The sequence below is a fragment of the Heyndrickxia sporothermodurans genome (assembly GCF_003055045.1).
Lineage (GTDB): Bacteria > Bacillota > Bacilli > Bacillales > Bacillaceae_C > Heyndrickxia > Heyndrickxia sporothermodurans.
In genome coordinates this window covers 147,835-163,398 of the sequence record NZ_NAZB01000019.1, presented here as the reverse complement: position 1 = coordinate 163,398, position 15,564 = coordinate 147,835, and the positions used below count along the sequence as shown (strand labels likewise).

Below are 15,564 nucleotides of genomic sequence, written 5' to 3'. Positions count from 1 at the left end.
AATACATTATCTCACAAAGCACTAGTTGGACGCATATAATGATGAAGTTTATAGAAAAAGGGAGCGAAAATAATGACAGATATTTGGAGGTATTTCCAAAAGGCTGCAAAATACGAGTTATTAACTAATTTTTATAAACATATAGATCCGGAAAAACATCTACAATGCTATCAAAAGCATGTACATTATTTAAACTTAGCTAATAAAATGAAAAGAGAAAAAATATATAAACAACCTTCGTATGTTCGTTTTCTTTGTGCAACGGACCATATTGGCAAAATTGATATTTACTTAAACGGAAAAAGAGTTTTAAAGGATATCGATTTCAAAAAAATTAGTCAATATATTACATTGCCAACAGGAAAATATCATATTGACATTTATCCAGCAGGTACACAGTTATCCACTCTTATTAATAAAACAGTGGATTTTAAACCAAATACTTACTATACCTTAACAATTGTCGGTTCAAATAATAAATATCAACTCATACAATATTTCGATAAGAAAGCCATCGAATCCCCGATTACATCTGTTCGCTTTATTAATCTCCGAAGACCTCATCAACATGTCGATGTAAAAATTAAAAATGACAAGACACTTTTTACGAATGTCGCATATATGCAAGCAACTGACTATATATCATTAACCCCTATGACAGGTACGATCGAAATAATGGATTCAATAACAAAAGAAATAATAAAAACCTATCCAAACATCACTCTTAAACCGAATTTAGCCTATAGTCTCGTATTAATTGATGGCTCACTATTGTTATTTAGTTAAAGTTTTTTTAAAAACGTTGCAATATTATAAAAGGATACCTCATTAGGTATCCTCAATCTTGTTATTCTGTTGGAATTTGTAAAGTGAAGGAAATATCATCATTTTTTAGATCAAAACGATCTGCATGAACGATCATTTCATTATTTATTTTCATGCTTTGCAAAGCAACATAGATTGTTTTTTTATTCGGTTGAATCGTTACCCAATCAGGAAATTTATATGATTTTTGAATAAATTTTAATACAAATTCTACAGGGAGATTCAGATTTCCAATTAAAATCGATTTCTGTTTTAACAGTAAATCCCCGTTTTTTTGTGCTTCTGGTTCAAAAGTCATTTTTAATTGGACATCTTGTGAGAAAACTTTAATTATACCATATAATTCCACTTCGTCGCTCAATTGAACACTATAGTCAATTGGACCATTTAAACCTTCTTTTTGAATATAATGATTAATTAATTTTGTTAAATTATTTTTATCGGTGTTTATTTTAAAATTTACTTTACCACCGTTCGAAGGTTGTTTATGAATGGTCGAAGTGCCTGGTATAAATATAAAGTAACATATAGTAAATACAATTATAATGTTTATAGCTAATAGACTAAAAAATGCAATTTTCCAATGTTGATTTTTCATTGCCGCCCTTCTCCCATTGCACTTTACTCAATTAAATTTTTAAGTTTCCTCTCATTATTTAAAAAGCTATAAATTCTTTTTGCAATGAGTTCATATCCGTGATCGTTCGGGTGAAAATTATCTGAGTAAAGCAAATTTTCTTCTTGATTAGCAAATATATCAGCAACAGGTACAAACATTGTTTTTTTATAGTTATTTATTAATTGTTTACTTGTATTATTCCATTCATAAATAATTTCATCCACTTCTTTTATGTCGGAAAACCACTTAATAAATGGATTGTATAACCCTATTAAAACGATTCCAGCATGCGGATTTTTCTTTCGTATAGTTTTGATTATATTGTTTAACCTTTGTTTGTAACCGATTAGAGCTTGATTAAATTTTGACATTTCTAATTTAGAGAAATTATCTTTAAATACTTTCATAATATCATTGCCACCGATTGTAATAATGACTAAATCTGCTTTAGAAATCGATGCACCTAGCTCTTTTTGCTGAAGTCTTTTTAATAATTGATCTGTTCTATTTCCTCTAACTCCGAAATTTTGAAAATTTACTTTCTTTATCATACGCATCGTTTCAAGATCTTTTGCTAAATAAGGAATATATCCACCTTTATTTGTACTGTCTCCAATACCTTGTGTTAGTGAATCACCGACAGATACGATCGCTAAATCCTTAGGAACAGGTTTATTCGTAACATTCAATTCTTTCATTGTATGTTCTTTTATTCCGAACGTACATCCGCTGCAGAAAAGCAAAATTCCCAAAAGTAAAGTGAGGATTTTTTTCATTTTTTGTCACCCCGCTTTTACATTCTTTTTATTATAACACGTAATATTAAGGGGCAAACATTTTTTTACTTCCAATAAAACGATCATCTTACTTTTTTACTAGTAAGTGTCGTATATATTTGATTAATAAATAATGAATAATCAAATTGATATGCAAGACGGTGGACGGGCCACGGGGCCTTCATAATCGTTTCCCGGAAATCCCCCATACTCTGTCCAAACGATTCTCCTTTTTCAACTGAAATTTTGACGGGCACTTCAATATATTCCATATTACTTTGATCGCTAACTGCCCACATAGCAAGTAAATCATGAATGGGACTCCCTATTAAATTTGGATTCATTTTTTTGTAGAATTTATAGTAATAATCAATCATCGGTTTAATAATTTGACCTACTTTATCATTTGTTTTTAAATAATGCTCGTTTAGTTTATTAACGAAATCTGGTGTTAAGACTGCATGTTTTGAAACATCTAATGGAACGATATGAATTTTTTTGGGTGACAATTGCATGACAAGATTTGCAGCGTAAGGATCACTGAAGAAATTCGCCTCGGCAACAGGAGTTACATTCCCTGCAGTAAGAAATGCCCCTCCCATTAAATAGATATCCTTTACTTTTTTCATCATCTCGGGATACAAAATAAACATAGTAGCTAAAGAAGTTAATCTTCCAGCACTAAAAATAATAATTTCATTTTCATATTTTTTAATTAAATCATTAATATTATTAAAATTTTCTAATGTACCATCCGTATAAAATTCAGGAATAATAGGGCCTAATCCGGACGGACCATGAATTTCGGGATAATATGTCGGCAAATCGCCAGTTAGAGGAATTTCTGCCCCTCCGAAAACTGGGATATCGTAAATCCCTGTTAAATTTTTAAAAAACTCAACGTTTCGCAAGGCATCCTCTTTAGAAATATTGCCATAATCCGCAACAACACCGACAAACTCTAATTCTTTACTATAATAGCTAAACAACCCCGCAACCATATCATCTACACCAAAATCACTAAAAAAGAGGATTTTCTTCCTTTTAGCCATTTCATCATCTCCTTACTTACATTTATGTAAGAAGAGAACATTTTAAAGTTTGTCTATAAAAAAAAGCTCCATAATGGGAGCTAACATTTCTTCACAAAAAGTATAACTGTTTATTTTCTTTCGTAGACTTGAAATTCGTAGTCATAAGGATTTTCTTCATTTTTAGGGCCTTTTTCACTAGATATTAATTCCCATTCCGACCAATCGATAATTGGAAAATACGTATCTCCTTCAATATTTGCAAATATTTTCGTTACATACAGTCGATCAACTTTATCCATAAGTAAACCAAAGATTTCGGCACCACCTGTAATGAAAACTTCTTTATCTTGTTGATCAGCCCAGTTTAATAATTGATGCTTTGATTGGAATACAAGACAATCTTTTGCATGAAAATTTTCATCTCGTGTTATGATAATATTTTGTCTTCCTGGTAAAGGTTTACCGATTGATTCAAACGTTTTTCTTCCCATTACGATTGGATGGCCCATAGTTGTTTTTTTAAAATATTTTAGATCTTCGGGAATATACCATGGAAGTTGGTTGTTTCGACCTATTACACCTTTTTCATCTTGTGCCCAGAGAAAAGAGATCATACACTTACTACTCCTTTAATATGTGGATGTGGATTATAATCATGAATTTCGAAATCGGTAAATTTAAAATTAAATATATCTTTAACTTCGGGATTAATCAACATTTTTGGTAAATCTTTCGGTTCTCGTGTTAATTGTAGTTTCACTTGTTCAATATGGTTTGTATATATATGCGCGTCACCCAGTGTATGAACAAATTCTCCTGGTTCAAGATCACAAACTTGTGCAATCATCATTGTTAATAAAGCATATGAAGCGATATTAAAAGGCACACCGAGAAATATATCTGCAGAACGTTGATATAATTGACATGAAAGCTTTCCATCAGCAACATAAAATTGAAAAAAGCAATGACAAGGTGGAAGTGCCATATCCTCTATTTCAGCAACATTCCATGCATTAACAATTAGCCTTCGAGAATCGGGATTAGTTTTAATTTGATGAATAACGTTAGAAATTTGATCAATCGTCTCCCCATTTTGAGCCGTCCAAGAACGCCATTGATGTCCATATACAGGACCTAAATCCCCATTATCATCTGCCCATTCATTCCAAATTCTCACACCATTATCCTGGAGATAACGAACATTCGTGTCCCCATTTAACATCCAAAGCAACTCATAAATAATCGACTTCATATGAAGCTTCTTTGTTGTTAGAAGCGGGAAACCCTTTTGCAAGTCAAAACGCATTTGATAGCCAAATATACTGTAGGTTCCCGTACCGGTACGGTCTTCTTTTTTTACACCATGTTCTAGTACATGCTTACAAAGATTTAAATATTGTCTCATCGGTTGCACTTCCTCGAAAACTAATTTTTTTATTAAATTATATCATAGGTTACGAGTAGCATAAAAAAAATCGGCTGAATCGCCGACTTTTAATGAATCTATTATCTATTACATAGACATCCATTTTGGGGGAGTATTTTTATCCCAATAGATTTCTCCCAAATCGTGATGTGTTTGGTATTCATCAAAACGTGTATGATAATGAAAATTAAAATAGTATCCATCCATTGGCGGGTGATCTCTTCTTACATGGAAACGAATAATGTCTTCCCTTGTTTTCACATTATAAATATGAAAGATTTTTTCACTAACCCCTGCACTTGGTGTTTCTGTGATGGCTAATGATGACAACTCTTCTTTCGGATATTGAGCAATGGTCATTTCAATAGCTTCTTGTATTTTTGGAAGAATAATTTCCCGAAATTCATCCTCAATAACCGGTGTGATTTTGCTACCAAATTTTTCATATGATTGCTTTTCTGCTTCCATCATCAACTGATCAATTATTTGTTGCCTATCTACATTGTCCTTATTCGTTATAAAAACATTCTCATTTGTAGAAGTTTGCTGAAAGCTAGAATTTGCTGATTCTTGTTTAGCTTTATCTACTTCCTGGTTTTCATTCCAAAATGCATGTGTAGGTGTTACTAATCCAAATGTTAATATGGAGACGAGTACGACAACTGATTTTCTAAGCCACTGTTTCATGTGCCAAAATCCTTTCCGATGTAAAAGCCTGCCTATTAAATATGAACTCTAGTGTTCAATTATTTTATACTTATATTGACGAACAGCAAACAAAAAGGTTTCAATATTCACAAAAAAGTTATATAGTAGTATATGATATTTATACATTTTCTTAATATTCATTCGCTTTATATTATTATTGTATCGTATTTTTCATTTATGTAAAAGGAGTATTTTTATAATAATACGTATATGCTAACTTTATTCCTTATACATATCTATTAAGGAAATGTTGAATATTAATTTTGAGGAGTGATTTTGTGGAAGCAACATTAACTTATATTGGTATCTTTATTTTATTGGCGTACTTTGTTTATTTAACGATTACTGATTAATTAAAATGTATGAAAGGCCGACAAAGCTTTAAAAATGAAAGTGTTTGTCGGCCTTTCTATTTTTCAATTTTCAATAAAGGGTGCCATAGTCACCATGTTAATTATAAATATTTATTAAATGCATTGGTTAAATTGGCTACAATTTCTTCCACATCATAATCTTCTATATCATCCCTTGGAATAAAATGAATAACTTCTTTCCCTCTAAGAAGGGCCATAGAAGGGGATGAAGGCTCATATCCTTTAAAATACTCACGCATTTTTGCAGTTGCTTCCTTATCTTGACCGGCAAACACTGTGACTAATTGATCAGGTTTTTTTTCATTTGTTTGTACTGCTTGGATAGCCGCTGGTCTTGCCAATCCTGCTGCACAACCGCAAACAGAATTTACAACAACTAGTGTTGTGCCTTTTGCTGTTTCCATAAAACTTTCCACATCGGCCTCTGTTAACAACTCTGTGAAATTAGCACTTTTCAATTCTTCTCGCATCGGTTTTACTAATTCTCTCATGTATTCTTCATATGCCATCGACATAGTTACATCCTCCTGTTCGCTTGATTAGTTAATTTTTTTACGAGCTTCCAGCATCTGCTTCCAAACAGAACCTTTTGCCTCTTCGCCACCAACAATTCGCTCTAACGCCATTTTTACTTGTAACTGAACTTCAAATTCATCATCATTTTCAGCATTTTTAAGTGCAGGAACAGCTCTTTCATCACCTTCTTCATATAGAAACATTGCCGCTCTCCAACGAACAATTTTACTCTTGTCTGTTAATGCCTCCATCATCGGTTCAATTGCTTCTTTAAAACCAAGGTCTGAAAGAGCGTCCCCTGCCGTCCGTCTCACTGTTACAACTTTGTCTTTTAAACCTTTAAATAAATATGGAAGTACTCGTTTATCTTTTATCATTCCAAGATAGACAACTGCTAATCTTCGAATCGATGCATTCTCATCTTGTAATGCCTTTTCTAATACTGGAAGTTCATCTACTGTCGGTTCTTCCATTTGTTCAAGCAACTGGTATCTTTTTCTCCAATCTGAGTCATTTAACATTTCTGGGGTTACTTTAATTAATTTCTTTAATTGCAATTCCTTTGTCAACTTTGGATTTATTGCTGCTTCCACTAAATCATTCAAACGTGACTCAGGATAGGCTGCTTTTAATTCTTCTACTACTTCTTGACCAATTTGTTCTAGATCTCCATAGCGAACCCCAAAATCTTTCCATTTTCGTAAAAGCACATAATTATCTCCTTCTAGCTGTGCTTTGTTCATAGCGTTAACAAATATTTCTGGTAATGCGAAACGTTTTTCTTGTTCACCGTCAGATAATTTCACCTGTAAAGGAATATCTTTAAACATTTGGACGGAAACATTCACTTCTCCAAAGTGCTCATCAATTTGAGACGTTTCTGTTTGGTCTGTTTCCTCATCACCAAATATTTCTTTCACCTTTGGCAAAATTTGTTGCCAATCATATTTACCATTTCGTTCCACAGCTATAAAATCCGCTACATGGTAGATTCCTTTTACCCCTTCAATTTCTAGTAACTCTTTAATAAATTGGGGAGCGGTATTCATTTGCTCTTTTTTATAATTATTACTCTTTCCGGCAGGTAGTTCTACGTCTAAAATTACTTTCATCGTATTCGGACTTGGGGTAGGTTCTATTGAAATAATTTTCACGGCTACATACCACCTTTCACTTAAAATCATTACTTTATTTTAACATACGCTACTTGTTTTTGAATTTATTATGCTTGCATTTTATTGCTTTTAAGAAAACGAATCGACAAGTTCAGATAAATAACTCCAACGTTCAATAAGATATTCTAATCTTTCATTTAGTTGATCTAACTGTTCCGTTAATTGTTGTGCCTTTTCAAAATCGCTGCCAACTAGATTAAGTTCATTTTGAATGGATTCAATGTCGTTTTCCGTCTTTTCTATTTCATGATCAATTTCTTCCCATTCTTTTTGTTCATTATATGATAATTTTTTCTTTATTAATGGTTTCTTTACAGATTCTGGCGTGTAATTTTTCTCTTTAACTAAAGTTTTCTTCTCAATTTTCGTGTTTTGTTCCAAATATTCACTGTATGTTCCATAATAACGATCGATTGACCCTTCTCCATTAAAGATGAGTAATTGCTCAGCCGTTTTATCCAAGAAATAGCGATCATGCGATACGGAGATTACGACACCCGGAAATTCTTCAAGATAATCTTCTAATACAGTTAGTGTTTGAGTGTCCAAATCATTCGTTGGTTCATCCATTAACAAAACATTTGGTTTTCCCATAAGAAGCTTTAATAAATATAGTCTTCTTTTTTCTCCTCCGGAGAGTTTTCTAATTGGTGTTCCATGAGTATTTAGTGGAAATAAAAATCGTTCAAGCATTTGTGTGGCAGATATCGATTCACCATCAGACGTCGTCACTATTTCCCCTTGTTCACGGATGTATTCGATCATTCGCTTTGAATCATCTATTTCCTCATTTTCTTGTTGATAGTAGGCAATTTTAACAGTTGCTCCAAGTGAAAGATTCCCTTCATCCAATTTGATTTTTCCAGCAATTAAGTTCATAAGAGTGGATTTTCCGCTGCCATTTTTTCCGATAATACCAATTCGATCACCAGGCTTTACTAACCAATTGAAGTCTTTAAGAATCGTTCGATCCGAATAAGACTTATAAGCATGTTGAAATTCAAATACTTGTTTTCCTAATCGACTGCTTTGTAAGCCAATATCAATGTTTTCTTTCGATGGTATTTGGCCAATAGTTGATTCTAAATGTTCGAATCTTTGAATTCTTGCTTTTTGCTTTGTCGATCTTGCTTTCGCACCACGTCTCATCCAAGCTAATTCTCTGCGATACAGGTTTTTACGCTTTGTCTCTGTTTGTACAGCTTCTTCTTCACGGATCGATTTTGCTTCTATAAAAGATTGGTAATTTCCAGTATAGGAATACACATTTCCATTATCAATTTCGAAGATTCGATTAGTTACATGATCTAAGAAGTAGCGATCATGTGTAACCAATAATACAGCTCCCGGATACTTTGATAAATAAATCTCTAACCATTTGACTGTTTCATAATCTAGATGGTTTGTCGGTTCATCTAATATTAATAAATCCGGCGTGTCAATTAACACTTGTGCAAGCGCAACTCTTTTTTTCTGTCCGCCTGATAGTTCTCCAATTCGTTTATTAATTTGAATAATCCCTAGTTTTGAAAGAATGGTTTTTGCATTTGCACTTGCATCCCATGCATTTAACGCATCCATTTCTGCTTGCAATTTAAAAAGTTCTTCCTGATATTTTTCATTTAACGGTTCCTTTTCTAATCTGAGCAGAGCTAATTCGTATGTACGTAATAATTTCATTATCACAGAATCACCCGCATACACTTGTTCCAACACTGTTAGTTCGGGATTTAATTCGGGATTTTGCGCTAAATATGTAATTTCATAATCGTTAGGATGAATGATTTCACCGGAATCAGGATCGTCAATAGTAGCTATAATTTTTAGAAGACTCGATTTCCCAGTCCCATTAACACCGATAAGACCAATCCGATCCTTTTCATTTATTTGAAGTGATATGTTGTGAAACAGTTGCTTTTCTCCATATGCTTTTGATAAATGTTCAACTGTTAATGATCTCACTGGTCACCATTCCATTCTTTAAAAAATTGTTCTAAGTACATTTCTAACCATCGATGACGTTCCTCTGCCATTCTTTTCGCTGTGTCAGTATGCATGTGCTCTGTTAATACTAAAAGCTTTTCATAAAAATGATGGATAGATGTAGATTTTTCAGTCATAGTACCTCCCTTTATCTCACTTTTATATTTTACCATGTTTTCTTTGTTATTTATAAAAATGTGTTGGTTCAGCCTATAATATCAAGAGAAATGTTTACTGTTTTCATTAGTTTGTTATAATATTAGAATATCCAAAATGAAGATGTAAGAAGGGTGATCTATTAATGGAAGAAAAAGCAACGCCATCCAATTTTATTCGAGACATAATGGTTGAAGATTTACATAGCGGAAAACACGATACAATTATAACTCGCTTCCCGCCAGAACCAAATGGGTATTTACACATTGGACATGCCAAATCAATTTTTATCAACTTTTCATTGGCAGATGAATTTAATGGAAAGACAAATTTACGTTTTGATGATACCAATCCATTAAAAGAAGATATCGAGTTCGTTGAATCAATTAAAGAAGATGTAAAATGGTTAGGTTACGAATGGGAAAATTTGTTTTTCGCCTCTAATTACTTTGATGTAATGTATGAAAAAGCAGTTTTATTAATCAAAAAAGGACTTGCCTATGTTGAAGATCTGTCCGCAGACGAAATTAGAGAGTACCGCGGTACGTTAACAGAGCCAGGCAAAGAAAGTCCTTCCAGAAATCGTAGTATTGAAGAAAATCTTGATCTATTTACGAGAATGAAAAATGGCGAATTCGCTAACGGTGAAAAGGTACTACGAGCAAAGATTGATATGTCCTCACCGAATATTAATTTAAGGGATCCTGTTCTTTATCGTATTTCGCATACGACACATCATAATACAGGTGATAAATGGTGTATTTATCCGATGTATGCTTTTGCACATCCTATTGAAGATGCAATCGAAGGGATCACTCATTCATTATGTACGGTTGAGTTTGAGGATCAACGCCCCCTTTATAACTGGGTTGTAGAAAAATGTGAGATGGAATCAACACCAAGACAAATTGAGTTTGGCCGATTAAATTTAACAAATACTGTAATGAGTAAAAGAAAACTAAAACAATTAGTTGAAGAAAATATTGTGGATGGGTGGGATGACCCGCGCCTACCAACGATATCCGGCCTCAGACGGAGAGGTTTTACACCTGAAGCAATTCGTGCTTTTTGTGAAGAACTTGCCATCTCCAAAAGTAGCGGTGCCGTTGATGTCCAAATGCTTGAACATTTTATTCGAGAGGATTTAAAACTTAAAGCACCTAGAACGATGGCCGTCTTAAAACCATTGAAGGTAGTAATTACAAACTATCCTGAAGGACAAGTTGAAATGCTTGATGCTGAAATAAATCCGGAAGTACCGGAAATGGGCAAAAGACAAATTCCGTTTTCGCGTGAAATATATATCGAACAAGAGGATTTCATGGAAAATCCGCCTAAAAAATACTTTCGTCTCTTCCCTGGCAATGAAGTACGCTTGAAACATGCATATTTTATTAAATGTGAAGATGTTATTAAGGACGAAAACGGAGAGGTTATTGAATTACATTGCACGTATGATCCGGAAACGAAAAGTGGAACGGGATTCACTGGAAGAAAAGTGAAAGGGACAATTCATTGGGTTGAAGCAACTAAAGCGATACCGGCTGAATTTCGACTTTATGATTCATTAATTTTAGATGATGAAGAAGATGAGGATGGAACATTTTTGGACCATATCAATCCAAATTCCCTTGAAATTGCAAAAGGCTTTGTTGAACCTAATATGGAAAGTGCTAAAGCGAATGACAAGTTTCAATTTTTTAGACATGGCTATTTCAATGTCGATCCGAAGCATTCAACTAAGGGTTCACTCGTATTCAACCGTGTTGTATCATTGAAAAGTTCATTTAAATTATAAGGATACAAAAAACTCGTATTACATGGTAATACGAGTTTTTTTATCGTTAGAGTTTATTTTTTATTTTCGGGAAAACCTTTACTGCATTATTATAAAACACATCTTCTTGATATTTTTCCGGGATCAATTGTTGGATGAATTTTATATATGGTTTTATAGGTGCTAATGGCCAATCGGTCCCGAATAATAATCGATCATAATGGTCGCAGTATACTAATGCGTGTCGTAAATGATCTAAAAACCTTCCTTCCGAATAATTCATTAGCTCTTTTTCTGTTCCGACAATTAATCCAGAAAGATCAGCAAACATATTCGAATTTTTATACACTACTTCCGCACCAGTTAATACCCATGGATCGCCAAAATGCGCCATTACAAAACGAACTTTACGAAAACGAACTGCGACCTCATCTAATGTTAAAGGATGGGAATATTTTAATAATCCCCGTTCCGAATATGTATCACCTGTATGAAAAACGACAGGGACATCATATTTTTCAGCTAAAGCGTAAACCGGATGATAGATTTCATCATATGCATAAAAAGGATAATAACCTAAATAAATCTTTATTCCTACTACATTATCATTTTGTAACTCATTTTCTAGTAAAACGAGCGTCTCTTTATTTAATGTATATGGATTAACTCCCACACAATAAACAATATTGTTCGGTAAACTAGAATCCAAATCCAACCCCATTGGTGTATTAGTCTTTGGATCAGGAAAACCGATTCCCAATGTCTCCGTTAACCCCATACCGATACCTAGAACGACCCCTGCTTCTTCAAATTCATTTATAATCCCTTTTTTTGAATAATCGACAAAAGATTGCTCCTTTGCCGTTTCATGAAAAGAGCGTATATTTGAGAAATGAATATGTGCGTCAATAATTTTCATCGCTAGCTCCCTTAAAATTTAATTGATTTCAAGTTCTTGATCATTTCTTTATCAACTTGTTGATGGGGAAATAACATGAAAATAGGATCTGTTTTTTTTGTATGACCCGGGCTATTATTTATAAAGTCGGTTGTGTTGACTAAAGCAAATTCCTCACTAAAAATACATTCTGAATCCAACGAATCTTTACCTGAAACGAGTTGTAAATATTGTGTTTGTTCACTATCAGAAAAAGTAGTCGGATTACTTAAGCGAAAAATGTGTTCTTCGAATCCAGCTTTAAATTTATTCGAACCATTTTTATTATGCAATTGAACTGTCGTTTCTTTCTTCAAAAACACATCTGTATACACAAATTGATTGATCGTCCGAGTCGGATGAGTTAATTCTGTATAATGTGTAATAATGGGAACTCCTGGAATAGTTAAAAAGTATTGAGTAATTTTTAACCCTTTCCATTTTTCGTGATGCTCTATGTTTGTTTCAATTGCTAAGCCTTCCCATACGTTTTCATATTGATCCAGTTTTTTTACAAAAGATGTATGTGATGACTCTTTAATGTATGAAAAGAGACTTATCCCACTGAGATGGGAACTGAATCCGCCGGCCCAAGGGTTCCACCATGCCTTTGGTTCTGGATTTGGAAACGATGAATCTAACCATTCCCTCCCTTTGTATCGAATGGAATACAACGTTGGAAAAAATCCAGGTGCAGCACGAAATTGTAATTTACCATTTTCAACTTCATAAATTAATTGATCGTTCTCCTCTACTTTTCGAGAATAAATCGGTCGAATTTCTTTTCGTAAAAATAAGGACGAACCTTGTATCGTTTGCGATTCATTTTTAAGTGTATAGTGAAGAGGTACAAATGGTCCATCATTTAAACGGTGTATAAATTTCAAGGCTTCATTATTTTCTTGTTCAATACTTAACTTTCTCTGTGGTTCATCATTTTTTAATAAAGACAAGACACCATTAAAATAACGATTTTGACTCCTTTTTAATACCAATTCTACCTCGCCGCTTGAAATAATTGGATTCCGCGTTTTTGTGCTAAGTTCCACTTCATTGATAATTGGTTGCTCAAATGTATGATTTGCAAATAGTTGAAATTCCTCAACGGTTTTAATGACACCTAATGAAAAGCAGATTTTTTTTGATTTTATTATTTCATGATTAAGAATATTTCCGGTATTTTCCTCTAAATATAATAACCATCCCTCAAATCCAATTTTCACTTGAGTATCCCAAGTTATTCCATGAGGATCCTTTTTATCGTCAGAAAATAACCAATTACTAGTTACATCCTTACTATTTAATTGGTTTAAATCGGTCATTTTTGCATCATTAAAATAAACGATTTCATTGTTTAATGGTAGATAAGTTTGATTTAGCTCATGTCTTATTGGCTGATAAATATACAATTTTTCTATTATTGATCCGGATACATTTTCTATTTCTAGCCAATAGTTTAATAAACCTTCACTGAATAATTCAAAACATAGTGCTACATTTTGCTTCGATGGCTTCTCAATCTCATAATGAATTTTCATAATTGCTGATGTCTCAGTGTATTTCCATTCATATGAAGATGCTTGTTTCTTTGTTAATTCGGCCACATATGGTTTGCCGAATTTCGGTGGAAGAAGGAACGTTCTTTGGTTAAATTTTTGTTCATTTCCAAATGAAATTGCATTGTCCCTTTTACGAACGTATACTGAGTAAAATCCGTTTTGCAAATAATAGAATTCTTGATCAAACCCACCATCTTTCACACCGAAGTAAGGCATAGAAAATGCTAATGTTTCCTGCCAATCAAAGGTTTCTTCAGCCGTTTGAACGACTACTGTACACTCCGATTGTAAAAAGCCATATTTCTTAATTTGGAAAGGAATTTTTATCATACCAGTATCGGAAATAATCGATGAATAGCTATTTTTCTCCCACTTTACTAATTTGTTAGGTGACAGATTTATAAAAATTTCAGCTTCATTTTTTAAATAGTTTTCAATTTCTATATAACAGAATTGTTGTTTATTCGTGTCAAATTTTTTCGGAATATAAACCGGCTTTACTTTCATCGCTTTTTTTGGAAAAACGCCAACAGCAAACAAAGACGTCCGACCATTCATTTCAATCTTAACTTCAGCTTTAGGATGAGTGATCCATTCATTAGGTTCCTCACCACGTTTTATCTGAAATGGAAATTCTATTATTTTTTTATGTTTAAATGTTTCTTCCATTTTCCCCTGTACATGGATTCTTTCATTTTCACAGCCTTCTAGTGTTACTTCAATCGCATCATTCTGTTTACTTTGTATTTCAAGTTGAAGTTTCGATTCTCTTCCTTCGATTTGTGTATGTTGTTCCATTAGAAGTTCGATTTGGATATCATTCGTTTCAATTAAACGAATCCCTCTACCGCTCTTTTCTATTTGAACACGAAGAAAATGCTCCTCATTTTCCCATACATATTCAAAGTAAGTGAATCCATTTTCTTTTATACCATCAGGCTTCACTTCAATCTCTCTAACATTATCTTCATACCAATCAATCGAATGAAAAAGTGGTTTTGTTATTTCATTTTGTAAGACTAATGGGATAAAGTTCATTAAGTGGGTCGTATCATCGCGATCCTCCCAGAAAAAACCGCATTTCTTGTATAAAGGCACAGCTTTAACATTCCCTGGCCATGTGTAAAGGTCAATACGCGGCCAGCCTAATTCAACGGTTTTTTCAACTGCCTTTAAAACAAGTTGTTTACCTATTTTCTTGCCATGATAATCAGGGTGCACATTTAATAACCGAATATACAGTGCTTCTATATCCTCTTTATATTCAGATATTCCGCAATATCCAACTACCTTTTCTCCATCCAAAGCGAGGTATAGGAATAAATCTTCCGAATTCGCTTCTTTTTCAAGCACTTGCTCTTCAGTCATAATCGCCGAATCTCCACCCCAGCTATCACGACTTTCATTCCACATTTCAGCAATTGATTTTGCCAAATCTTCATGATACTTTACGATTTTTATTGTTTCTGTCATTGGATTTATCATCATATCCTCCTCAACTTTTCCTTTTCTCTACGTGGTGTTATCCTTTTTCTTTTTTAAACTTCTTTTAGTAAGTAAACGCATATTTAATTCTCCCTTCTAGTAAATTGGAAGTTTTTTCTTCCTTTAGTAATACTAAAATACATGTAGTCATTTGTAAATACTTTTCAGAAAAATAAATTTGTTCTAATAATATTAGTGGGGGAAATTCCCAAAC

The 15,564-nt window shown here is 33.3% G+C and carries 14 protein-coding genes; 2 read left to right on the top strand and 12 right to left on the bottom strand.

Annotated elements, in window-relative coordinates; translation table 11 throughout:
- Positions 1 to 72 precede the first annotated feature (72 nt).
- The gene (locus B5V89_RS08455; protein WP_108071462.1) at positions 73 to 786 is read left to right on the top strand and encodes a DUF4397 domain-containing protein; all 714 of its coding nucleotides are present in this window, start codon (positions 73 to 75) and stop codon (positions 784 to 786) included.
- Between the two features lie 61 nt (positions 787 to 847).
- Here B5V89_RS08455 and B5V89_RS08450 read toward each other — a convergent pair whose 3' ends face one another.
- From B5V89_RS08450 to B5V89_RS20065, 10 genes are all read right to left on the bottom strand, one after another.
- The gene (locus tag B5V89_RS08450; protein ID WP_108071460.1) at positions 848 to 1,423 is read right to left on the bottom strand and encodes a YpmS family protein; all 576 of its coding nucleotides are present in this window, start codon (positions 1,421 to 1,423) and stop codon (positions 848 to 850) included.
- Between the two features lie 23 nt (positions 1,424 to 1,446).
- Positions 1,447 to 2,220 (bottom strand): SGNH/GDSL hydrolase family protein, encoded by a 774-nt coding sequence (locus tag B5V89_RS08445; protein ID WP_108071458.1) that lies wholly within the window; start codon positions 2,218 to 2,220, stop codon positions 1,447 to 1,449.
- Positions 2,221 to 2,303: 83 nt separating this feature from the next.
- Complete coding sequence (locus B5V89_RS08440; RefSeq protein ID WP_108071456.1) at positions 2,304 to 3,272, bottom strand: nucleoside hydrolase; 969 nt, start codon at positions 3,270 to 3,272, stop codon at positions 2,304 to 2,306.
- 110 nt (positions 3,273 to 3,382) lie between these two features.
- Positions 3,383 to 3,868, bottom strand: coding sequence for a dihydrofolate reductase (locus B5V89_RS08435; protein WP_108071454.1), 486 nt, complete (start codon positions 3,866 to 3,868; stop codon positions 3,383 to 3,385).
- The gene (locus B5V89_RS08430) at positions 3,865 to 4,659 is read right to left on the bottom strand and encodes a thymidylate synthase (RefSeq protein WP_108071452.1); all 795 of its coding nucleotides are present in this window, start codon (positions 4,657 to 4,659) and stop codon (positions 3,865 to 3,867) included. Before B5V89_RS08430 ends, B5V89_RS08435 begins: the two co-directional genes overlap by 4 nt.
- Before the next feature lie 108 nt (positions 4,660 to 4,767).
- A complete protein-coding gene (locus B5V89_RS08425; protein ID WP_108071450.1) occupies positions 4,768 to 5,367 on the bottom strand; it encodes a YpjP family protein in 600 nt (199 codons plus the stop codon).
- A gap of 475 nt (positions 5,368 to 5,842) precedes the next feature.
- A complete protein-coding gene (locus B5V89_RS08420) occupies positions 5,843 to 6,277 on the bottom strand; it encodes a BrxA/BrxB family bacilliredoxin (RefSeq protein ID WP_108071448.1) in 435 nt (144 codons plus the stop codon).
- Positions 6,278 to 6,301: 24 nt separating this feature from the next.
- Positions 6,302 to 7,432: a conserved virulence factor C family protein gene (locus B5V89_RS08415; RefSeq protein WP_108071446.1), complete on the bottom strand. Its 1,131-nt coding sequence runs from the start codon at positions 7,430 to 7,432 to the stop codon at positions 6,302 to 6,304.
- A gap of 90 nt (positions 7,433 to 7,522) precedes the next feature.
- On the bottom strand, positions 7,523 to 9,415 hold the full coding sequence (locus B5V89_RS08410; RefSeq protein ID WP_108071444.1) for an ABC-F family ATP-binding cassette domain-containing protein: 1,893 nt from the start codon (positions 9,413 to 9,415) through the stop codon (positions 7,523 to 7,525).
- Positions 9,412 to 9,573, bottom strand: a complete 162-nt coding sequence (locus B5V89_RS20065) for an HD domain-containing protein (RefSeq protein WP_181294635.1) — start codon at positions 9,571 to 9,573, stop codon at positions 9,412 to 9,414. The genes B5V89_RS08410 and B5V89_RS20065 overlap by 4 nt, the downstream gene beginning before the upstream one ends.
- 164 nt (positions 9,574 to 9,737) lie before the next feature.
- Here B5V89_RS20065 and B5V89_RS08405 point away from each other — a divergent pair, with 164 nt between their 5' ends.
- On the top strand, positions 9,738 to 11,390 hold the full coding sequence (locus tag B5V89_RS08405; protein ID WP_108071442.1) for a glutamine--tRNA ligase/YqeY domain fusion protein: 1,653 nt from the start codon (positions 9,738 to 9,740) through the stop codon (positions 11,388 to 11,390).
- 46 nt (positions 11,391 to 11,436) lie between these two features.
- On the opposite strand, the gene B5V89_RS08400 is transcribed toward B5V89_RS08405, so the two are convergent.
- Both B5V89_RS08400 and B5V89_RS08395 read right to left on the bottom strand, forming a co-directional pair.
- Positions 11,437 to 12,288, bottom strand: a complete 852-nt coding sequence (locus tag B5V89_RS08400) for an amidohydrolase family protein (RefSeq protein WP_108071440.1) — start codon at positions 12,286 to 12,288, stop codon at positions 11,437 to 11,439.
- An 11-nt stretch (positions 12,289 to 12,299) separates the two neighbouring features.
- Positions 12,300 to 15,350, bottom strand: coding sequence for a GNAT family N-acetyltransferase (locus tag B5V89_RS08395; protein WP_181294634.1), 3,051 nt, complete (start codon positions 15,348 to 15,350; stop codon positions 12,300 to 12,302).
- Positions 15,351 to 15,564: the final 214 nt, after the last annotated feature.

Coding starts and splice junctions, on each gene's coding strand:
- B5V89_RS08455 (WP_108071462.1), top strand. CDS start 73: ATGACAGATATTTGGAGGTATTTCCAAAAGGCTGCAAAATACGAGTTA.
- B5V89_RS08450 (WP_108071460.1), bottom strand. CDS start 1,423: ATGAAAAATCAACATTGGAAAATTGCATTTTTTAGTCTATTAGCTATA.
- B5V89_RS08445 (WP_108071458.1), bottom strand. CDS start 2,220: ATGAAAAAAATCCTCACTTTACTTTTGGGAATTTTGCTTTTCTGCAGC.
- B5V89_RS08440 (WP_108071456.1), bottom strand. CDS start 3,272: ATGGCTAAAAGGAAGAAAATCCTCTTTTTTAGTGATTTTGGTGTAGAT.
- B5V89_RS08435 (WP_108071454.1), bottom strand. CDS start 3,868: ATGATCTCTTTTCTCTGGGCACAAGATGAAAAAGGTGTAATAGGTCGA.
- B5V89_RS08430 (WP_108071452.1), bottom strand. CDS start 4,659: ATGAGACAATATTTAAATCTTTGTAAGCATGTACTAGAACATGGTGTA.
- B5V89_RS08425 (WP_108071450.1), bottom strand. CDS start 5,367: ATGAAACAGTGGCTTAGAAAATCAGTTGTCGTACTCGTCTCCATATTA.
- B5V89_RS08420 (WP_108071448.1), bottom strand. CDS start 6,277: ATGTCGATGGCATATGAAGAATACATGAGAGAATTAGTAAAACCGATG.
- B5V89_RS20065 (WP_181294635.1), bottom strand. CDS start 9,573: ATGACTGAAAAATCTACATCTATCCATCATTTTTATGAAAAGCTTTTA.
- B5V89_RS08405 (WP_108071442.1), top strand. CDS start 9,738: ATGGAAGAAAAAGCAACGCCATCCAATTTTATTCGAGACATAATGGTT.
- B5V89_RS08400 (WP_108071440.1), bottom strand. CDS start 12,288: ATGAAAATTATTGACGCACATATTCATTTCTCAAATATACGCTCTTTT.
- B5V89_RS08395 (WP_181294634.1), bottom strand. CDS start 15,350: ATGATAAATCCAATGACAGAAACAATAAAAATCGTAAAGTATCATGAA.